At 72.6% G+C, this 20,328-nt stretch carries 16 protein-coding genes; 10 read left to right on the top strand and 6 right to left on the bottom strand.

All coding sequences use genetic code 11. The features are described from left to right. Nucleotides 1-4 precede the first annotated feature (4 nt). The 3 genes from ACWED2_RS29365 to ACWED2_RS29355 are packed head-to-tail and all read left to right on the top strand — an operon-like array spanning nucleotide 5 to nucleotide 4,568. Nucleotides 5-1,657, top strand: a complete 1,653-nt coding sequence (locus tag ACWED2_RS29365; RefSeq protein ID WP_449693728.1) for an FAD-dependent oxidoreductase — start codon at nucleotides 5-7, stop codon at nucleotides 1,655-1,657. Continuing rightward, nucleotides 1,654-3,075: an ATP-binding protein gene (locus tag ACWED2_RS29360; RefSeq protein WP_449693727.1), complete on the top strand. Its 1,422-nt coding sequence runs from the start codon at nucleotides 1,654-1,656 to the stop codon at nucleotides 3,073-3,075. Before ACWED2_RS29365 ends, ACWED2_RS29360 begins: the two co-directional genes overlap by 4 nt. Next, complete coding sequence (locus ACWED2_RS29355; protein ID WP_449693726.1) at nucleotides 3,075-4,568, top strand: carboxylesterase/lipase family protein; 1,494 nt, start codon at nucleotides 3,075-3,077, stop codon at nucleotides 4,566-4,568. The genes ACWED2_RS29360 and ACWED2_RS29355 overlap by 1 nt, the downstream gene beginning before the upstream one ends. A 92-nt stretch (nucleotides 4,569-4,660) precedes the next feature. Here ACWED2_RS29355 and ACWED2_RS29350 read toward each other — a convergent pair whose 3' ends face one another. The 3 genes from ACWED2_RS29350 to ACWED2_RS29340 all read right to left on the bottom strand — a co-directional run bounded on the left by ACWED2_RS29350 (nucleotide 4,661) and on the right by ACWED2_RS29340 (nucleotide 7,011). After that, nucleotides 4,661-5,491 carry a hypothetical protein gene (locus ACWED2_RS29350; RefSeq protein ID WP_449693725.1) on the bottom strand — a complete coding sequence of 277 codons (831 nt, stop codon included), beginning with the start codon at nucleotides 5,489-5,491 and terminating at the stop codon, nucleotides 4,661-4,663. Nucleotides 5,492-5,567: 76 nt separating this feature from the next. Beyond that, entirely contained in the window at nucleotides 5,568-5,822 is a 255-nt protein-coding gene (locus ACWED2_RS29345) for a hypothetical protein (protein ID WP_003083120.1), read from the bottom strand. Between the two features lie 280 nt (nucleotides 5,823-6,102). Further along, nucleotides 6,103-7,011, bottom strand: a complete 909-nt coding sequence (locus ACWED2_RS29340) for an ornithine cyclodeaminase family protein (RefSeq protein ID WP_449693724.1) — start codon at nucleotides 7,009-7,011, stop codon at nucleotides 6,103-6,105. A gap of 42 nt (nucleotides 7,012-7,053) precedes the next feature. On the opposite strand from ACWED2_RS29340, the gene ACWED2_RS29335 reads away from it, so the two are divergent. From ACWED2_RS29335 to ACWED2_RS29320, 4 genes are all read left to right on the top strand, one after another. Beyond that, on the top strand, nucleotides 7,054-7,653 hold the full coding sequence (locus tag ACWED2_RS29335) for a pentapeptide repeat-containing protein (RefSeq protein WP_449693723.1): 600 nt from the start codon (nucleotides 7,054-7,056) through the stop codon (nucleotides 7,651-7,653). Nucleotides 7,654-7,682: 29 nt separating this feature from the next. Further along, on the top strand, nucleotides 7,683-8,282 hold the full coding sequence (locus ACWED2_RS29330; RefSeq protein WP_449693722.1) for a sulfite oxidase-like oxidoreductase: 600 nt from the start codon (nucleotides 7,683-7,685) through the stop codon (nucleotides 8,280-8,282). Further along, complete coding sequence (locus tag ACWED2_RS29325; RefSeq protein ID WP_449693721.1) at nucleotides 8,252-8,995, top strand: ferredoxin reductase; 744 nt, start codon at nucleotides 8,252-8,254, stop codon at nucleotides 8,993-8,995. The genes ACWED2_RS29330 and ACWED2_RS29325 overlap by 31 nt, the downstream gene beginning before the upstream one ends. Before the next feature lie 92 nt (nucleotides 8,996-9,087). Then, nucleotides 9,088-11,739, top strand: coding sequence for a fibronectin type III domain-containing protein (locus tag ACWED2_RS29320; protein ID WP_449693720.1), 2,652 nt, complete (start codon nucleotides 9,088-9,090; stop codon nucleotides 11,737-11,739). A 301-nt stretch (nucleotides 11,740-12,040) separates the two neighbouring features. Here the strand turns inward: ACWED2_RS29320 and ACWED2_RS29315 are convergent, their stop codons facing one another. Then, the gene (locus ACWED2_RS29315) at nucleotides 12,041-14,416 is read right to left on the bottom strand and encodes a LuxR C-terminal-related transcriptional regulator (RefSeq protein WP_449693719.1); all 2,376 of its coding nucleotides are present in this window, start codon (nucleotides 14,414-14,416) and stop codon (nucleotides 12,041-12,043) included. Continuing rightward, entirely contained in the window at nucleotides 14,413-15,531 is a 1,119-nt protein-coding gene (locus ACWED2_RS29310) for a molecular chaperone DnaK (RefSeq protein ID WP_449693718.1), read from the bottom strand. The genes ACWED2_RS29315 and ACWED2_RS29310 overlap by 4 nt, the downstream gene beginning before the upstream one ends. 303 nt (nucleotides 15,532-15,834) lie before the next feature. Between ACWED2_RS29310 and ACWED2_RS29305 the strand changes: the two genes are divergently transcribed. The 3 genes from ACWED2_RS29305 (at nucleotide 15,835) to ACWED2_RS29295 (ending at nucleotide 19,930) form a co-directional block, all read left to right on the top strand. Continuing rightward, nucleotides 15,835-16,848: an IniB N-terminal domain-containing protein gene (locus tag ACWED2_RS29305; RefSeq protein WP_449693717.1), complete on the top strand. Its 1,014-nt coding sequence runs from the start codon at nucleotides 15,835-15,837 to the stop codon at nucleotides 16,846-16,848. Nucleotides 16,849-16,949: 101 nt separating this feature from the next. Continuing rightward, nucleotides 16,950-18,731, top strand: a complete 1,782-nt coding sequence (locus ACWED2_RS29300; protein ID WP_449693716.1) for a dynamin family protein — start codon at nucleotides 16,950-16,952, stop codon at nucleotides 18,729-18,731. Beyond that, complete coding sequence (locus ACWED2_RS29295; RefSeq protein ID WP_449693715.1) at nucleotides 18,728-19,930, top strand: GTPase; 1,203 nt, start codon at nucleotides 18,728-18,730, stop codon at nucleotides 19,928-19,930. Before ACWED2_RS29300 ends, ACWED2_RS29295 begins: the two co-directional genes overlap by 4 nt. Here ACWED2_RS29295 and ACWED2_RS29290 read toward each other — a convergent pair. Then, a complete protein-coding gene (locus ACWED2_RS29290) occupies nucleotides 19,927-20,313 on the bottom strand; it encodes a RidA family protein (protein WP_449693714.1) in 387 nt (128 codons plus the stop codon). The two genes, ACWED2_RS29295 and ACWED2_RS29290, sit on opposite strands and share 4 nt — an antisense overlap. Nucleotides 20,314-20,328 lie beyond the last annotated feature (15 nt).

The raw sequence follows: 20,328 nt of genomic DNA, 5'->3' as shown, positions 1-20,328 counted from the left end.
TCTCGTGAGCCAGCCGATCCTGATGACCGTCGACGACGATCCCGCCGTGTCCCGCTCGGTCGCCCGTGACCTGCGCCGGCGCTACGGGAAGGACTACCGCGTCATCCGCGCCGACTCCGGCCCGGACGCCCTCGACGCGCTGCGCGAGATCAAGCTGCGCGGCGACGCCGTCGCGGCGATCCTCGCCGACTACCGGATGCCGCAGATGGACGGGATCGCCTTCCTCGAGAAGGCGATGGACCTGTTCCCGCACGCCCGCCGCGCCCTGCTGACCGCCTACGCCGACACCGACGCCGCGATCCAGGCGATCAACGTCGTCGACGTCGACCACTACCTGCTCAAGCCGTGGGACCCGCCGGAGGAGAAGCTCTACCCGGTGATCGACGCGCTCGTCGAGACCTGGAAAGCGGTCGGCGACCGGCCGGTCGAGGAGGTCAAGCTCATCGGCCACCGCTACAACTCCTCGTCGTTCCACCTGCGCGACTTCCTCGCGCGCAACGCCGTCCCGTACCGCTGGTACTCGGTCGACGACGACGAGGGCTGCCGGATCCTGCAGGCCGCGGAGGCGACCGACAAGGACATCCCGGTGGTCGTCACCCCGGACGGCACCGTCCTCAAGAGCCCGACCGGCAGCGAGATCGCCGACGCGGTCGGCCTGTCGACCCGGCCGGCGCAGGAGTTCTACGACCTCGTCGTCATCGGCGGCGGCCCGGCCGGCCTCGGCGCCGCGGTGTACGGCGCGTCCGAGGGCCTGCGCACGGTGCTCGTCGAGAAGAAGGCCACCGGCGGACAGGCCGGCACGAGCTCGCGCATCGAGAACTACCTCGGCTTCCCCGACGGCGTCTCCGGTGCGCAGCTGACCGACCGGGCGCGGCGCCAGGCGCAGAAGTTCGGCGCCGAGGTGCTGACCGCGCGCGACGTCGTCGGCCTCGAAGCCCGCGGCTCGTCGCGGGTGATCACCTTCGGCGACGGCAGCGAGATCGCCGCGCACTCGGTGATCCTCGCCAGCGGCGTCACCTACCGCGCCCTGGACGCCGAGGGCATCGAGGAGCTCAGCGGCCGCGGCGTCTACTACGGCTCGGCCGCGACCGAGGCACCCGAGTGCAAGGGCGAGCACGTCTACATCGTCGGCGGTGCGAACTCCGCGGGCCAGGCCGCGGTGTTCTTCTCCCGGCACGCCAGCGACGTCACGATCCTGGTGCGCGGCGAGTCCCTGGAAGCGTCGATGTCGCACTACCTGATCGAGCAGATCGCCGGCATCGAGAACATCCACGTCCGCACGCACACCACGGTCAAGCAGGTGCACGGCGACGGCCACCTCGAGCGGATCACGCTGTGCGAGAACGGCGGCACCGAGACGGTCGAGAGCGGGCACCTGTTCATCTTCATCGGGGCCGCCCCGCGCACCGACTGGCTCGGCGACGCCATCCACCGCGACGACCACGGCTTCGTGTGCACGGGGCCGGACCTGCTGAGCGGCGGGCAGCGGCCGGCGGGCTGGCCGCTCGACCGTGACCCGCACTACCTCGAGTCGTCCATCCCGGGCGTGTTCGTGGCCGGTGACGTGCGGTCGCAGTCGGTCAAGCGGGTGGCGTCCGCGGTCGGCGAGGGCGCGATGGCCGTGACGCTGGTACACCGGTACCTGGAGGAACAATGAGCGCACTGCCGCGGGAAGAGCTTCGCGGCCTCTTCCTGTTCGAACACCTTTCCGAAGACCAGCTCGACTGGGTCGCCGCCAACGCCGTGCTCGAGGAGTACGAGGGCGACTCGACGATCATCAACGAAGGCGGCGAGGCGACCTGCTTCTACGTCCTGCTGAACGGCGCGATCCGGATGACGCGCCTGGTCAGCGGCACCGAGGTGGAGACCAACCGGTCCGACCAGCGCGGCGCCTACTTCGGCGCGACGCAGTTCTTCGTGCACCAGGAGGCGGAGCACACGTTCGGCACCACCGTGCGCGCGCTGTCCGACGTCACGTTGCTCGCGCTGCCGTCGAAGGAGTTCTCCGTCGAGTTCCGCAGGTGGTTCCCGATGGCGACCCACCTGCTGGAGGGCATGTACCTCGGCTGGCGCAACAGCGACACGGTGATCGGCTCCCGCCGCCGTCTGCTGGCCCTGGGCGAGCTTTCGGCCGGGCTGACGCACGAGCTGAACAACCCGGCCGCGGCCGCCGTCCGCGCGACGGCCGCCCTGCGCGAACGCGTCGCCGGGATGCGGCACAAGCTCGCGTTCCTGGCGAAGAAGGACATCGACCCGGAGCTGCTCTACCAGCTCATCGACGTCCAGGAACGCCTGGTCAAGCAGGTCGCGCAGGCCGAAAAGCTGACGGCGATGCAGCAGGCCGACCGCGAGGACGAGATCGGTGACTGGTTCGAAGACCGCGGCATCGACGGCGGCTGGGACCTCGCCGACATCTACGTCCGCGCCGGGCTGACCACGGCGGACCTGGACCACGTGCTGGAGCAGGTCGGCGACACCTTCATCGACGGCGCCGTCCGCTGGCTCGCCTACGCGCTCGAGACCGAGATGCTGATGGGCGAGATCGAGGACTCGACCACCCGGATCTCCGCCCTGGTCGGCAAGGCCAAGCAGTACTCGCAGATGGACCGGGCGCCGCACCAGTGGGTCGACGTCCACGACGGCCTCGACTCCACGCTGGTGATGCTGTCCGGCAAGATCGGCGGCGGCGTCCGCGTCGTCAAGGAGTACGACCGCAGCCTGCCGAAGATCCCGGCGTACCCGGCCGAGCTCAACCAGGTCTGGACGAACATCATCGACAACGCCCTCGGCGCGATGAAGGGCGAGGGCACGCTGACGCTGCGGACGTGGGGCGAGAACGACCAGGTCCGCGTCGAGATCGGCGACACCGGCCCGGGCATCCCGGCGGACATCAAGCCGCGGATCTTCGAGCCGTTCTTCACGACCAAGCCGGTCGGCGAGGGCACCGGGCTGGGCCTGGACATCTCGTGGAAGATCGTCGTCGAACGGCACCAGGGCGACCTGCGCGTCGAATCCGAGCCGGGGAACACCCGGTTCGAGGTCTGCCTGCCGACGGTCGAGCAGGCCTCGCTCTGATGGCTTCCGTCCCGACGGTCACCACCGAACTCGGGGCGCTGGTCGGGCTGGCGGGCGACGGCGTCCGCGTCTGGCGCGGGATCCCGTACGCCCGCCCGCCGGTCGGCGAGCTGCGGTGGAAGGCACCGCAGCCGCCGTCGCTCTCCGGTGGCGTGCACGTGGCGACCGAGTACGGGCCGCACGCGATGCAGTCGCCGGACCCGATGAACCCGGCCGCGGTGTGCGACGAGGACTGCCTGTACCTCAACGTCTGCACGCCCGAGGGACCCGCGCCGGACGGCGGGTGGCCGGTGCTGTTCTGGCTGCACGGCGGCGGCTACCGCGTCGGTCACGGCGAGCAGCTGGGCGACGGCGAGGAGTTCGCGCGCGCCGGGATCGTCGTGGTCACCGTCAACTACCGGCTCGGCTCGCTCGGCTTCCTGCACCTCGCCGGGATCTTCGGCCCGTCCGAACCCGACGCCGGCGTCTGCGGGTTCCTCGACCAGGTCGAGGCCCTGAAGTGGGTGCGCCGCAACATTCCCGCGTTCGGCGGCGATCCCGCGCGCATCACCGTCTACGGCGTCTCGGCGGGCGCGAAGAGCGTCGGGAACCTGATGGGCAGCCCGCTGGGCAAGGGGTTGTTCGCGCAGGCGATCAGCAGTTCCGGCGGCGCGGACCACGTCGCGACGCCGGAAGCCGGGACGGCGCTGGCGCGGCGGCTGCTGGACGAGGTCGGCTGCCAGGACATGGCGGGGCTGCGGGCGTTGCCCGCCAAGGAGTTCGTCGAGGCGCAGGAACGCATCCTGACCGGCTTCCAGGCACTGTGGCTCTGGCGGCCGACGTTGCATCCGCGAGTGCTGCCCGAGGTGCCGATCGAGCCGATCCGGCGGGGGAGCGCGGCCGGCGTCCGGCTGCTGATCGGCTGCAACAGCAACGAAGGCAGCACGTACGCGTTGATGCTCGGCGACGACATCGCGACGGCTCCGGCGTCCGGTGTGCTGTCGAGCATCCTCGGCGACGAAGGCGCTTCGCGGCTTCTCGAGACGTACCTTCGCCGCGTCCCCGACCTCAAAGCCGCGAAGATCGCCGCGATGGGCGACGAGCGCTACGGCATCCCGACGCAGCGGCTCGCCGATGCGCAGTCCGCGCACGCGCCGGTTTACCGCTACCGGATCGACATCGCCGCGCCCGGCGTGCCCGAGCAGCTCGACGGCGGCCACGGCACCGAAACCACGATGGCGTGGAAGGTTCCGCTTCCGCTGGCCGCGCAGGGAACCGCGGTGAACCCGGCGCGAGAGCGGGCGGCCCTGCTCATCCACCGCGCCTGGCTGCGGTTCATCCGCGACGGCGTCGCGGACGCCGACGGCCCCGAATGGCCGCCGTACGGCCCGGAGCTGCGGCCGGTGCTGGTGTTCCGGGAGGACACCGATCTGGTCCTCGATCCCCGCGCCGACGAGCGGAAGGCCTGGGGTGACACGGAATGGGCGTCCGGCACCTGGTTCCCGGTGACCTGAGAGCGGTTGTCCGCGATCTGAACCCTTGTGAGTGATGATGTTCGAACGCGCGTTCGAGTAGCGTGGTCGTTGTCAGCACCGGGAAGGGGAAATCATGAACGTGTACCGAGGTTCGGCAGAGTCAGGGTCATCGCGGCGGTGGTCAGCCAGCTCAGCAGGTCCGGCAGGGGAATGCGGGAGAGGCGCTCCGGCCATTCCTCCGCCACGGTGTGCAGCACGAGTTCGTCGTGCCGCGGCTCCACTTTGGTCAGTTTCAGGCCGGGCGGCAGTTCCGGCAGGGGAAGCTCGATGGGCTGGAAGGTGCGCGGCGGGCGCAGCTGCCGCCGTCCGATGTGGAGGGTCTGCGGCACGAGCACCACGGCGTCGTCCGCCACCTGGGGCCGGAGGGTCAGGTGGCCCCAGTGCGGCCGCTTGGCCCAGCGGATCTGCAGCAGTCCGCTGCCGGCCGGGGTGGCGACGATCCCGGGGCGGGCTTTCGCCACCCGGTCCCGCAGCACGTCCGCGGAAACGGCGATCGCGAGCTGCACCCGCGCCGGCTTGGCGGCCGGCGTGGGCAGCGAGCGGAGGCGGACGTCTTCGGCGAGCACGGTGACGCGGCGCAGCGGGATGCTTCCGGGCTCGCCGCCGTCGGCGGCTTCGGGTTCCGGCCAGTCGACGTCCTCGGCGACGATCCGGACGTCGCCGATGCGTCCGGTGGCCAGCCGGAGGCTGTCCGCGGGGTAGTCGAGTTCGGCGAGGGTGAGGCCGACTTCGCGGTCACCCACCTTCGCGGTCAGCCTGCGGCCGACGAGCTGCTCGGTGACGGTGCGCGCGAGGGCGGCCGGCGTGACCGGGACGTTCGGGAGCAGGGAACGCCCGGCCGCGGCCAGGCCGGCCAGCTCGGGCCAGGGTGACCAGCCGTCGAACCACCTGCCGTCGCTCATCCGTCCAGTGTCGCCCAAGGCGACGGACAGCGGCGACGGCGGGTGGTTCGCGGCGGGGCCGGTGGAACGTCTCCGGTCACCGTCCGGCGAAGCGGGCGATGATGCCGGTCACGACCAGCCAGAACACCGCGGCCAGGCCGTAGTCGAGGATGACGGCCAGGCTGGGGCTGTCCACCGGGAACAGGCCGGGCCAGAACAAGGCGAGAGGAACCGCCAGTGACTTGATGAACTGGAAGAAGGCATTGCCGGCATTCGCGCCGGCGAGCACCATGATCATGTAGAGAACTTCGATCCCCGCGAAGATCGCGCCGATCGCCGTGATGACCCGCACGGCCGTGTTCCGTCTGGTGGTGGTTCGCCAAGGAGACATGCCGCGAAAATTCCCGGATCGGGTGACCGATCAAACGCTCCAGGGCCCAGATTGCGCCGTTCGGCCGCTACTCGTTGCTCTCCGTCGGCCGGCTGGCACAACTGGTGACCAATGGGTGACGCTCGGCGGCAGTGTGGGCCTGACGGTAGTTGGTTCGGGTTTCGCCAAGGTGTTCGATCCCACGGGCAACTCCCCATGTCGTCCATCCAGGTACGCGTGTCGTCCGCCTGGGCCCCTTGTCCTACCCGCGCACCCCGGCCGCCTCACCGAGCAGCCGGGCCACGGCCCAGTCCTGCACGGCGAGCCCGACGGACTTGAACACAGTCCGCCCGTCAACCACCGGCGGCCGGCGCAACGCCGAACCCAGCTCGAGCAGCTCTCCGCGGTCGAGAAGCCCGCTGTCCACCGCATGGATCACTTCACCCGCCTCCTCGAGGGCGGCGTCGACCTGATCCACCACCACGCAGCCGGCGGTGGCGAGCAGCTCGGCGGGAAGCTCCCGCATGGACGGCAGGTAAGACCCGATGGCGTTGACGTGAACCCGTTCCGGCAAGTCGTCGACATCGAAGAGAGGAGTACGGGACGAAGTAGCACAACAGACGATCTCCGCGTCGGACACCGCGTCCGGAGCGCTCGAAGCCACCCGCACCACCATCGCCGGAAATTCGGCCCGCAACCGGCCTGCCAACGCCGAAGCACGCGAGTGGTCGCGGCCGAACACCGCCACCCGGCGTACCGGCCGCACCGCCGCCACGGCACGCACCTGGTCGGCGGCCTGGGCGCCGGTGCCCAGCAGCGCCAGCCGGCTCGCCGAGGCCGGGGCGAGCAGGTCCGTGGCGACGCCCGCCACCGCGCCGGTGCGCAGGGTCGTGACCTCGACCGCGTCGGCGACCAGCTGGCCGCCGGCGGTGTTCCACACCAGCGTGCCCAGGATCATCGGCGCCCGGGCGGGAGCGAGGTTGAGCGTCTTCACCACGGTCGTCGAAGACGGTGTGTGGCAGGCGGTCATCACGAGCGTCGTGGCTCCGGCGAAGGACAACCGTTGCGGCACCACGAAACGGCCCGCGGCGAGGTCGAGGAACGCCTCGCGCACCGCTTCGACGGCGGCCGGCATCGGCACCGCCTTCCGGACCTCGTCGGCGTCGAGCATGCGCGGCCCCTCCGGCGTCGGATCTGCCGCTAGCCTGGCGGCATGCCCGAGGCCACGCAAGAGGAGCAGCGGTTCTTCCGCGACGACTGGTACGGGGAGGAGATCACCGGGCGGCACTACGTGCGGTGCGAGTTCCACGAGGCCGACTTCTCGGAGGCGGTCACGCGGAACTCGGTGTTCACCGACTGCGTGTTCGGCAACGTGCGCTTCAACGCGTCGCGGCACACGGACTCGGCGTTCACCGGCTGCACCTTCCAGCGGTGCAACTTCTTCGACGCCGAATTCACCGGGTGCAAGCTCGTCGGCGCCACGTTCACCGGGTGCGAGCTGCGGCCGTTGCGGGTCACCGGCGGGGACTGGTCTTTCGCCGGGCTGGCGGGCGCCGACCTGCGGGCGGTCACCTTCCAGGGCGTCCGGATGCGGGAAGCCGACCTCACCGGGGCGGACTGCGCCGGCGCCGTGTTCGCCGACGTCGACCTGTCCGGGGCGCTGCTGCACGCCGTCAAGCTGCCGAAAGCCGAGCTGCGGGGCAGTGACCTCTCGGCGCTCGACCCGCTGAACGCCGAGCTGGCCGGGGCGATCGTGTCCCCCGAACAGGCTGCGGTGCTCGTCACGTCGCTGGGGCTGCGGGTCCGGGCGTAGGCTCGTCGAGATCGGGAAGGGAGCGCCGCATGGGTGTCGTGACACCGGGTTTCCAGGGCCGGGCGCGCAGTGGCAACCCGCGGCTGCCACCCGGGCAGTACCTGGCCGAGGACTTCCCGGTGCTGTCGGCGGGCCCGACCCCGCGCGTGCGCACCGAGACGTGGGAATTCACCGTCACCACCGAGGCGGGGGAGAAGCACACCTGGAGCTGGGCGGAGCTGATGGCACTGCCCAGCGAGAAACCCACGGTGGACATCCACTGCGTCACCCAGTGGTCCAAACTGGACACCCGCTGGCGCGGTGTTTCGATCGACACGCTGGTCGGCGGGCTCGACACCGAGGCCGACTACGTCATGGTGCACGCGTACGGCGGGTACACGACGAACCTGCCGCTGGCCGACCTGCTCGACGGCCAGGCCTGGATCGCCTACGAGTACGGCGGCAAGCCGCTGACCCCCGAGCACGGCGGTCCGGCGCGGCTGCTCGTGCCGCACCTGTACTTCTGGAAGTCCGCGAAGTGGGTGCGCGGGCTGGAGCTGAAGACCCGGGACGAGCCGGGCTTCTGGGAGAACGCCGGCTACCACGACTACGGGGATCCATGGCGCGAGCAGCGGTATCAGGGCGACTAGCCTGGCGGGTCGCCCGCCTGGCCGACTTCCGTGACGAGACACCGACGGCGCGCACGCTCGTCTTCGACCTGCCCGGCTGGCCGGGACACCTGGCGGGCCAGCACGTCGACGTCCGGCTCACGGCCGCCGACGGCTACCGCGCGCAGCGCAGCTACTCCCTGGCGGCGCCGGCGGACGGCGACCGCGTGGAGCTGACAGTGCAGCGCGTCGCCGACGGCGAGGTGTCCGAGCACCTCACCGGCCCGTACGCGATCGGCGACCCCGTCGAGATCCGCGGCCCGATCGGCGGCTGGTTCGCCTGGCGCCCGGCGGACCCGGCCCCGGTCCTCCTGATCGCGGGCGGCTCGGGCATCGTCCCGCTGATGGCGATGATCCGCGCCCGCCGCGCGGCGGGCGTCCGCACGCCGTTCAAGCTGATCTATTCGCTGCGCACCCCGGCGGAGCTGTACTACGCGAACGAGCTGCGCACCCCCGTGGCGGGCGTGGACGTGACCTACGTGTACACGCGCGAGCTCCCCAAAGGCCGCCCGGGCATACCCCGCCGCATCGACGTGGCAACGATCAACACGGCAGGCTGGCCGGCCGAGTTCGGGGCGTCGTGCTTCGTCTGCGGCCCGACGGGCTTCGTGGAGACGGTGGCGGACATCCTGGTCGCCCTCGGCCACGACCCGCACCGGATCCGCACGGAACGCTTCGGCCCCAGCCGCGACTGAATGCCGGACAGGCATCCGATGAATAGGTGACCTGATGCCTCGCTGAGCGGGAATTTATCGACATCCCGCCGGAGAGATCCTATCTTTCCCTCATGCTGACCAAGTGGGGCTCAACGCGGCGCCGCACCGTGGTGACCGTTCTCCTGGGCGCGGGCGTCCTGCTCGCCACAACCGGTCCGGTGGCCGCGGCCGCTCCGGAAGCCACGGGCGGAGACGTCTACGTCTCGCCCGACGGCTCCGATCGGGCCTCCGGCACCGCCGGGCATCCCGTGCGGAGCCTGGACCGGGCCCGCGACCTGGTGCGGAAACGCGCGCCGCACCTGACCCGGGATCTCACCGTCCACCTCGCGCCCGGTGTCTTCCGCCTGACCGCTCCGCTGCGGCTCGACGCGCGAGACTCCGGTGGCAACGGCCACCGCGTCATCTGGCAGGGCAGCGTCGACGGGCAGGGCAGCGACACCGAGCTGAACGGCGGCGTGCGGGTCACCGGCTGGCGGCCGGTATCGGGCCGTCCGGGGCTGTTCGCCGCGCCCGCACCCGCCGGGCTGGACAACACCCGCCAGCTCTACGTCGACGGCGTCCGCGAGCAACGCGCCCGCGGCCCGGTGCCGGTGACCCTCAAGGCCACCGCCACCGGCTACACCGCCGACGCGGACACACTCGCCCGCTGGCGCAACCCGAAGGACGTCGAGTTCGTGTACGTCTCGGGCGAGGCGCTCTGGAACATCCAGCGCGACGGCCTCGGCCAGTGGACCGAACCGCGCTGCCCGCTCGCCGCCGCCGAAGGCACGACGATCACCATGGCCAACCCGTGCTGGGACAACTCGACGAAACGCGTGCTGTTCCCGGACATCCCCGGCCGCAGCGTCAACATGGTCGGCCCGGCCGATCTCACCAACGGGCGGCACCCCACCTACGCCGAGAACGCCTTCGAACTGCTCGACACCCCCGGCGAGTGGTACCTCGACCGGTCCGCCCACGTCGTCTACTACCTGCCGAAGCCGGGCCAGGACCTGCGTCGCGCGGACGTCGAAATGCCCGTGCTGGAGAAGCTGATCGACGCGAAAGGCACGGCCGACGCACCGATCCACGACGTCGCCTTCCGCGGGCTGCGCTACTCCTACGCGACCTGGCTGACGCCGTCGTCGCCCGAGGGCTTCTCGGAAATCCAGGCGGGGTACACGATCACCGGCGCCGACGGCTGGGCCGTCCAGGGCCTCTGCCAGTTCGTGCCGGGAGGCACCTGCCCGTACGCCTCGTGGACGCGGGAGCCGGCCAACGTCGCCGTCTCGCACGGCCGGCGCGTCGAGTTCAGCGACAGCGTGTTCACGCACCTCGGCGGCGCCGGGCTCGACCTCATCGACGGCACCAAGGAAGCCCAGGTGCGCGGCAACATCTTCACCGACATCTCCGGCAACGGCGTGCAGCTCGGCGGGGTCGACAAACCGGTCACGGACACCGACGCCGACGTCGTGCGCGACGTCCAGGTCACCGACAACCACCTCTACGGCCTGCCGCGCGAGTTCCACGGCGGCGTGCCGATCGTCAACGGCTACACCGTGCGGAACACCATTTCCCACAACCAGATCGACCACGTCGGCTACTCGGCGATCTCCGTCGGCTGGGGCGGCTGGCCGGACAAGATCAAGCGGCCCGCGACGCCGAACCTGTCGCACGACAACGTCGTCTCGGACAACCTGATCTTCGACTACATGCAGATGCTCGACGACGGCGGCGGCATCTACACGCAGGGCATCACCGGCAGTTCGCTCGACGACGGCGAAAAGGTCACCGGCAACGTGATCCACGACCAGTGGGGGCTCGGCAAGGCCGTCTACACCGACAACGGCAACACCTACGAAACGATCCGCGGCAACGTCCTGTACCGCACGGCGTACTTCAACGTCGGCACGGTGCACGTCGACTACCGCGACGACCTCGGCAACAACGACCCGACGCTGATCGAGGGCAACTACTGGGAGCAGGGCGACCGCGACAAGGTCGACAAGGGCGCGATCACCCGCGGCAACCACATCCTGGCGAACCCGGCCGACGCGCCGGCGTCGATCGTCGCGAACGCGGGCCTCGAGCCGGCGTACCGCAAGCTGCTCACCCGGCAGGTGGGCGGCCGCGCCCCGGCCGAAGCGCCGTCACGGGTCGGCACCTTCGCGGTCGCGGGCAAGCTGTACGCAACGTGGAACCCGACGTTCGCCTTCAACAACGCACCGGTGACGGACTACGTGGTGACGGCGTCGGGAGGCGGCCGCACGAAGACGACGACGATTTCCGCCGCCGACTTCGCCAAGCTCGCCTACGCCGAAGTGCCCGGGCTGACGGACGGAACGCCGTACACGGTGACGGTCGCGGCGCGCAACGCGTTCGGAACGAGTGAGCCATCGCTGCCCTCGGCGGCGGTGACCCCCGGCCCGAAACCCGTTGCGCTGCCGGGAGTCCCGACGAGCGCACGGGCATTGCCGAGCAGCACGGCGGCCTCGATCCGCTGGAACCCGCCGGCAGCGGCGGGCGACACCCCGGTCCTGGCGTACGCGATCACGGTGTCCGACGGCCGCACGATCCGGGTGGAGGGCCGCGACGCCCTGGTCACCCAGCCGACGGTCAAGGGCATGACCAGGGTGGTGGACGGACTCGACCCGGCCACGGCCTATACGTTCACGGTCGCGGCGGTCACGGCCACGGGAACCGGCCCGGCGGCCACCTTCACCACGACGACACCGGCTGCCTGAGCCGGTTCGGCCTCGTTGTCCACAATCCGGCCGGGATGTGGACAACGAGGCCCAGCCTCGGCCTTTCCCAGCTTTCTGTCGCTGACCTCCGATAGACTGGTCGTGGGACGTCCCCCCAGGGAGGGCGGGGGAGTTTCGGCGGTGTTGTCCGAGCGGCAGGGCCGCCGGGCGCCCCCCGTTTGCGGCAGGGGATGGGAAGATCGCGGCCTGAGCAGCCCAACGGTTCTCGGCCACCCGCGAAGAACCAACCGGCGATCGGAAACGCCGGACTCTGCGGGTGAGGCCCACGGTCCAATCCGCGCTAGGTCGCGTCCGGGCGGGAAAGGAGTTCCCGCAGCGTCGCCAGCAGCTCCCGCCGGTCCGCTGCCCCGAGCTTTCCGCGGATCCGGGCCATGTGGTGCTCCACCGTCTTGCCCGAAATGAACAGCTTGCTGCCCGCCTGCTTGTACGTCAGCCCCTCCACCACCAGCCTGGCCACTTCCAGCTCGCGGTCGCTCAGGGCCGCCAAGCCCGTGCCCGTCGCCGGTTCCGGGGAGGTTCCCGGCTCGCGGCGGGCCGAGGGGCCCTGGAACTGGCGGGCCGCCTCCAGGAGCTGGACCATCGCCTTGCGGTCCGAGGTGCGGATCGCCGCCTGGCCGGCCAAGCGCGCCGCGTCCCAGCGGAGTCCCAGGTCGTGCAGTTCCGCCGCCGCCGCGGAAATCGTGTCCGGGTCGAAGGTTCCGCCCAGTACCGCCAGCCAGCCCTGGGCCGCCGTGGCCAGGGCCCGGGGGTGGCGGCCGCAGTGGGCGTGGGTGGTCAACGTCGCCAGGTGGGCCTTGACCGCGTCCGCGTCCTCCAGCGTGATCGCCGCGTGCAGCTCGTGCCAGACCAGCGAGACCGTCCACAGTGGAGGCTCGCCGAGGCGGGACAGGAGGGTGTGGGCGCGCTCGAACTGGCCGGACAGCTTGGCGAACGCGCCGGTGCGGGCCGCCGCGATCGCCAGCTCGCCCAGTGGCAGCAACGAGAACAGGTCCGTCTGCTGCCGCATCGAGGCCTGGTACGCCCGGTGCCACGACCGCTGCAGCCCGACCAGGTCACTGGCCCGCCGGGCCAGGCCGAGCTCCAGCGCCGCGAAGAACAGCTCGTCGCGCGCCTCCAGAACACGTTCCGCGACGGCGTCGCGGTGTTCCGCCGCCGTCGCCAGGTCGCCCGCCGTCATCGCGACCCAGCCCAGCAGCAACCGGTGCCGCGCGGCCAGCAGCTCCCCACCGGTCCCGCCGTCCAGCGCCCGGCGCAGCACCGACTCCGCCAGCGCCAGCTCGCCGGTGTGCAGGGCGACGAGCGCGGCCAGCGCGGCCGGGCTGTCCGGCAGCAGCGTCCCGCCCAGCGCCGGCTCCAGCATCGCGGCCGCGCCGAGCAACGTCGACAACGTCTCGGTCGCGCAGCCGGACACCGAATCGACGATGCCGCGGGCCATCCGGGTCGCCGCGCCGGCGAACAGCGTCGGTGCGACGCCGGGGGTGGGGGAGTCGAGGAGGCGGCGGGCGCCATCGAGGTCGCCCGTGCCGACCAACGCCGTCGCCGAGAACGCGTCGGCGCGGCCCGCCCAGTGGTACAGCTCGGCGCTGCGGGCCAGTTCGCCGCGGTGGGCCAGCACGGTCGCCGCGATCTCCGCGCCCGCCGCGCGGGTTTCCTCGTCGGCCGCGCCGAGCATCCCGTCGCCGAGCCGCAACGCGGTGTCGAGGTCGCCGGACAACGCGGCCGCGCGCGCCCAGCCGGCCGTGACGGCCGGGGAGCGGTCGCCCGCTTCGGCGGCGGCCTCGAACAACCGCGTCGCCAAGCGGGCGTCGGAGGGCAGTGCTTCGCCCGCCGCCGCGGCGAACGCGGCCGCCGCGGACGCGCCGGAGCTGCCCGTGCCGAGCAGGGACCGGGCCAGGTCGAGCACCGGGAGGCCGTTCGCCAGCTGCAGTTCGACCAGCCGCTGCACCGTCGTCAGCCGCCGCGCGGGCGGCCCGAAGTCGCGGACGGCGGCCGCGGCCAGCGGGAGCAGCGTGTCGTCCGGGGCGAGCAGGCCGGTCGCGCGGGCGCCCTCGACGATCGCGGGCAGCTGGTCGGGGCGCCGGTCGAGCAGCGCGCACAGCAAGTCCAGATTGCGCCCGGCGCCGGCTTCGGCGGCGATCAGGTAGCGCAGCACGTCGTCGTCGAGCTCGTCGAGTTCGGGCCGGAACTCCTCCAGCCGCCCGAGCAGCGCGCGCTCGGCCAGCCGCGGCACCCCGCCGCTGCGGGCGTGCAGCTCGGCCGCGGCGGCCGGGTCGGCGGGCGAACCCGTCGCCGCGGACATCAGCCGCGCCACGTCCTCGACGCCGAGCGGGCCGAGCTGCAGCAGCGTCCAGCCGGGCGCCACCGCGGCCGGCCGGTGCGCGACGACGATCGGGCCGTCCGCGCCGGCGAGCAGCTCCTCGAGCTGGTCGGGGCCGAGCCGGTCGGCGTCGTCGACCAGCACGGCTTCGACGCCCGCCTCGCGGTAGCGGCGGTCGAGCGCGGTGAGCAGCACGCTCTTGCCGTACCCGCCCGGAGCCACGACGGCGAGCCGCAGGGGAGCGGCCGGTTCGGCGGCGACGCGGTCGAGCAGCTGCCGGGCCGCCGGGTGCACGGGAACGGTGTGCGGCGCGGGGACCTGCGTGAGCAGTGTGTTCAACAGTGACCTTCCCCGGAGGGGACGCAGTGGGTGGGGGCGGGCGCCGGGGTGGGGCCGGCGGTGGCTTCGCGGGCGGTGACGGTGATCACCACGGCCGAGACCGCCGCGGCGAGCACCAGGACCGCGGCGGCGAGGGGGCGCCGCCGCCGGAACAGGCTCAGCGGGCCGGTGCGCTCGGGCAGTTCGAACGGCGTGATCTCGACCGGCGGCCGGGGTGGCCGCTCGCCGAGCTCACCGAGCGTGTCCACCCTGGGGAGCAGGGTGGTTTCGACGGCGGGGGGTTCCTGCGGCGTCCCGCGGTGGTCGGCGCGCAGCCCCGCGAGGGCGGCCGCGCCGAGGGCGGCGGTCGCCGGCGGAACCGGTTCCGCGAACACCGGGCACGGCGGCCGGGCCGGCAGCGCGTGCGGCGGGACGTCGCCGCAGAACACCACGCCGGCGAGCCCCTTCGGGGCGGTCGACGCCGCTCCGGCGAGCGCGAACAGCGTGCTCAGCGCGGCCGCCGGGGCCACGCCTTCGGCGCTTTGCCCGAGCTGCCAGCCGCCGGCGCCGCTCGCCGTCGCCAGCGTCACGTTTACGCCGTCGGCGCCGAACTCGCACACCCCGGCGACCTGGGCGCCGGGGCCGGGAACGGGCAGGTGCGCGGCGAGCGCGGCGATCGAGCCGGGGACCAGCGTGACCGCGGTGAACCCGGCGTCGGCCAGCGCCCGGCGCAGCACGTCACGGCGGTAGCCGCCCCAGTCGCCGGGGTGGGTCAGCACCAGGTGGTGCGGGGGGCCGCCGAACAGGTTCGCGGCGTGCTCGGCGATCCCCTCGACGAGCACCGTGGTGAGCGTCTCGGGCGGGAACGGCTCGCCTTCGACGAGCATCGGCACGTCGTCGCCGATCCGCCGGTGGAAGCCGGTGAGCAGCCGCGACGGCACCTGGGTGCCCGCTTGCGCGGCCGCGTCGCCGGTGAGCAGGTACCCCTCGTCGTCGAGGAACAGCGCGGACGCGGCGGCCGGGGACCGTTCCCCCAGCCAGAGGGGTTCGGGCTCGCTCCAGCCGGGGCCCTGTCGGCGGCAGGTCGCGGCGTGGGTCCGGCCCTGGGCCACATCGATCCCGAGGACGTAGGGCAACGGCGCTTTCCTCCTCACCTCGTGGCGGCCGATCGGGGGCACGGAATCCCCCTAGGGTTCGGGGCATCCTCACCCAAACGGGTTAGTCAGGCAAGGGTCTGGAGGGATTTAACCCAACTGAGCGCGTCGCGGATGAGCCCCTAACTCCCTAACGATGACATATCGATCCCCTATCGGATGACCGGATCGCGACTCGGAGTGATCCCCGATGTGCGCTGGGGGACGGTCTCCCTACCTTGATCACGGAGCGGCGGTCCCTGCGGTCGCTGCTGTCCCCCGAACCACCGGACCAGGAGAAACTCCATGGAATCCGTGCAGACCTTGCACGACTTCGCCCTGAACCTGCTCAACGACCCGACCGCGCTCGCGGCCTTCGGGACGGACCCGCAGGGCGCCCTCGCTGCCGCCGGCCTCGGCGACGTCAGCGCCGCCGACGTGCACGAGGTCCTCCCGCTGGTGCTCGACTACGTGCCGGTCGACAGCCTGCCGGCCGTCGGCGGTCTCCCCGTCGTCGGCGACCTGTCCCCGGTCGGCACCGACGCCCCGGGCGTCCAGGGCGCGATCGACCAGCTCACCGCCCTCACCGCGGGCCTCGGCCTGCCGGCCACCGCGGGCCTGCCGGGCGTCGGCGACCTGGGCGTCGGCGAGCTCCCGGCCGTGGGCGAGCTGCCCGCCGTCGGCGTTCTCGGCTCGCTGCCGGGCGTGAACGACGTCACCAACGCCGCGAACGTGACCGCGCTGGCGGGCAACGCCACCGGCGCCATCCTCGGCGGCGACCTGGCCCACGGCCTGGACTCGCAGGCGCTGGCCAACCTGACCGCGGCCCCCGCCTACCTGACCGAGCCGCAGGACGGCGTGGCCGGCAACGTGGCCTACACCGCGGCCGTGGGCGTCGGCGAGGCCCAGCAGGTCCTCGCCACCTCGAACGCGGAGATCCGCGAGGTCAACAGCCACGTCGGGGACACCGCCGACACCCTCGGCCACGTGACCGACTCCCTCGGCGTCGGCAACCTGACCGGCCACGTCGGTGACTTCTCGGGCATCCTCAAGGGCGCGGGCGACGTCGACGTCCAGCACGTCACCGGCCAGGTCGCCGGCGCCGTCCACGGCCTCGGTGACGTCACCAACGCCGTGACCTCGGTCACCGGCATCAGCGCCGACCACAACGTCGTCGGCCAGGCCACCGAGCTCGCCACCGGCAACGGCACCGCCGTCCACGACGTGGTGTCCGACGTCACCGACGTCACCGACCACACCCTGGGCAACCTGCACCTCGGCAGCATCGCCTCGCACAACGACATCCACCTCGGGCACTGATCCCCGAACCGGTCACCGGTGCCCGTCCCGCGGTCTGGGTGCAGCCGCGGGACGGGCACCCGGTGTGCGTACGGGGAGTGAACCGGGGACACTCGTCCATCGTGACCGCACCGGCTTGGCTCGAAGTGCTCAACGAGACGCTGGACGCGTGCCGCACGCACGGCCGCGCCGATCTCGCCGAGCGCCTGCGCAGACGCCGGGACGCCCCCGCCGGGCAGACCCGGCTCGGCGTGCTCGGCTTTCCCAAACAGGGCAAGGGTTACCTGCTCAACGCCGTGCTGAACGCGCCGGTGTGCGCGGTCGGCGACGCCGCCACCCCCGCCGTTCCCACGGAGATCGCCTACGCCGCCGAACCCGCCGCCACCCTGGTCGGCCGGTCCCGCGAGCGGATCCCGGTCGCGGTCGAACGGCTCACCGGCGAACTCGGTGCCCGGCCGGCCGGCACGCTCAGCCGCGTCGAGGTCGGCGTGCCGCGCGAACTCCTCTCGGCCGGCCTCGTGCTGGTCGACACCCCACCCGTCGGTGACCCGCGGTCACCGCGCACCGCCGCGGCGCTCGACCTGCTCGCCGAAGCCGACGCGGTGATCCTCGTCTCCGACGCGACCGCCCCCCTGAGCGCCGCCGAGCTCGCGCTCGCGCGGCACGTGCGCACCTGGTGCCCGCACGTCGTGCTGGCCCTCACCAAGATCGACGCCTGTCCCGGGTGGCGCGCGGTCGCCGAACGCGACCGCGCCATGCTCGGCGAGGCCGGGATCGACGCGCCCGTCCTGCCCGTCTCGGCCGTGGTGCGCCAAGCCGCCGCGAAGACCGGCGACGCGGAACTCAACGCCCGCTCGGGTTTCCCGGAGCTCCTCGGCTGGATCGCCGAGCAGGCCGCGCGCCCGCCCGAGCGGTCTCGCGCGCTGCTCGCCGCCGTCGGCGTGCGCGCCGCCGCGGCCGAACTGGTCGAATCCCTGCGCGACCGCATGGACGCCGCCGGGCAGGACGCCGGGCTCGGCCAGGCCGCGCTGCTGCAGCGGGCCCAGCGCCGCGCCGACGACCTGCGCCGGCAGAACACCCGCTGGCAGAACCTGCTGTCCGACGAGATCACCGACCTGTTGTCGGACGCCGAGTACGACCTGCGCGAGCGGACCCGCAAGATCGTCAACACCATCGACCGCACCTTCGACGAGGGCGATCCGGCGAAGGTGTGGGACGAATTCGCGCCCTGGCTGGACAACGCGCTGGCCGAGGCGGTCGACATCAACTACACGTGGCTGGCCGACCGGGCGGAGTGGATCGCCCAGGCGGTCGCGGCGTGCTTCGGCGCCCAGTACGACCGCGCGCTGCCCGACCTGCGGCTCGACGGCTCGGGCGTGGAGCACCTCGACGACGTCGGGCGGCCGAAGATCGAGAAGTTCAAGATCGGCCAGCAGGCCTTCACCGGGCTGCGCGGATCGTACGGCGGCGTGCTGATGTTCGGGCTGGTCACCAGCCTCGCCGGGCTGCCGCTGATCAACCCGGTCTCGATCGGCGCCGGCGCGGCGTTCGCCGCGAAGACGATCAAGGACGAAGGCGGGATGCGGCTGCAGCGCCGGCAGGCCGTCGCCAAGCAGGCGGCGCAGCGGCACGTCGACGACGTGTTCCTGCGGTTCAGCAAGGAATGCCGCGACGCCATCCGCGTCGTGCAGCGGCGGCTGCGCGACCACTTCACCGGGCTGGCCGAGGAACTCGCCGACGAGCTGACGCACGAACGCGAGACGATCCTGGCCGGCACCGCGGAGCGCGAGCGGCGGACCGGGCACTTCCGCCGCGAGATCGACCGGCTCGCCGGCCTGCACCAGCGCGCGGGCGAGCTCGGCACGATCGCCGGACGGCAGCAGCGGCGGGAGCTTTCGGCGTGACCCAGGACGTCCGCGACCTGCTGCACGCCGCGGCCGGGCTGTACCGGGACGACCCGCGGGCTTCGGCGCTGCTGCACGACTGTCTCGACCGGCTGGAGCAGCCGCTGCGCGTCGCGTTCACCGGGGCGCCGTCCTCGGGGAAGACCACGCTCGCCGCCGCGCTGGGCGAATGGCCCACGCGTGCGCTGCGTGACCTGGTGCTGCTGGACGACCCCGGCCCGGCCGACGACGTCCCGGACGCGACGGTCCGGCTGGTCCGCCACCTCGAGCCGGACGAGCTCGCGGCGGCGCACCCGCCGGGCGGCTCGGCGTTCGCGCGGCAGAGCGCGGTGAACTCGGTGCTGGTGCTGTCGCGGGCCGACGAGGTCGGCGCGGGCCGGATCGACGCGCTGCTCACCGCGAAGCAGCTCGCGCGGCGCGCGTGGCGGGAAGACCCGCTGTGCACCGGGTTCCTGGGCGTGATCGCCGTCGCCGGGCAGCTCGCGTACGGCGGCCGGTCGCTGCGCGACGACGAGTTCGACCTCCTGGCGGCGTTCGCCGCGGTGCCGCGCGAGGAGCTGGAACGGCACGTGCTGTCGGTGGACTCGTTCACCGACCCGGCGTTCCCGGGCCCGATCCCGGTCGAGACGCGGCGGTCGCTGGTGGTGCGGTTCGGCATGTTCGGCGTCCGGCTGGCGCTCACGCTGATCCGCACCGGCTGCGACGACCGCGTGAAGCTCTCGGCGGAACTGGTGCGCCGCAGCGGTTTGGGCGAGCTGCGGGACACCCTGGCCGGGTGTTTCGTGGCCCGGGCGGAGGCGCTGCGGGCGCGGACGGCGATCATCCGGCTGGAGACGCTGCTGGCCGCCCAGCCCCGCCCGGGCGGCGACCGGCTGGTGTCCCGGGTGGAGCGCTTCGCCGCGGCCGCGCACGACTTCCGCGAGCTGCGGCTGATCGCCGACATCCGCGGCGGCCGCACGGCGTTGTCCGGGGAGCCCGCCGAGGAAGCGGTCCGCCTGCTGGGCGCCCAGGGCACGGCGCCGGCCGATCGACTGGGCCTGGAACCGGACGCGGACCCGAACGAGATCTACGACGCGGGCCTCGACGCCCTGCGGCGCTGGCGGCACGAGGCCGAGCGGCCGGACCGCCCGCACGCGGAGCGCACGGCGGCGCACGTGGTGGTGCGCTCGACCGAGGGGCTGCTCTCGCTGTTCGCCTAGAGCACCGCGGTCGCTTCGATTTCGACCAGGTGCTCGGGGACGTCCAGCGCCGCGACGCCGATCAGCGTGGCCGGCGGCTTCGCCGTGGTCCCGATCTTGGCGCTGCCGCGGGCGATGCCGTCGAGCAGGGCGGGCATCTTCCCGGGCGTCCAGTCGACGACGTAGACGGTCAGCTTCGCCACGTCGTCGAACGATCCGCCGGCCGCGGCCAGTGCGGCGGCGACGTTGACGTAGGCCTGCTCGACCTGGGCGGCGAGGTCGCCTTCGGTCTCCCAGGCGACCTGTCCGGCGACGAAGACCAGTTTCGTCCCCTCGGCGACGGCGACCTGGTGGTAGCCGTCGATCTCGGGCAGTTCGCGGGGATCCACCATGGTGACGGCCATCTTTTCCTCCGTGCT

Source organism: Amycolatopsis sp. NPDC005003, assembly GCF_053600695.1.
The sequence above is the reverse complement of the archived record's forward strand: the minus strand, read 5'-3'. Positions and strand labels throughout refer to the sequence as shown.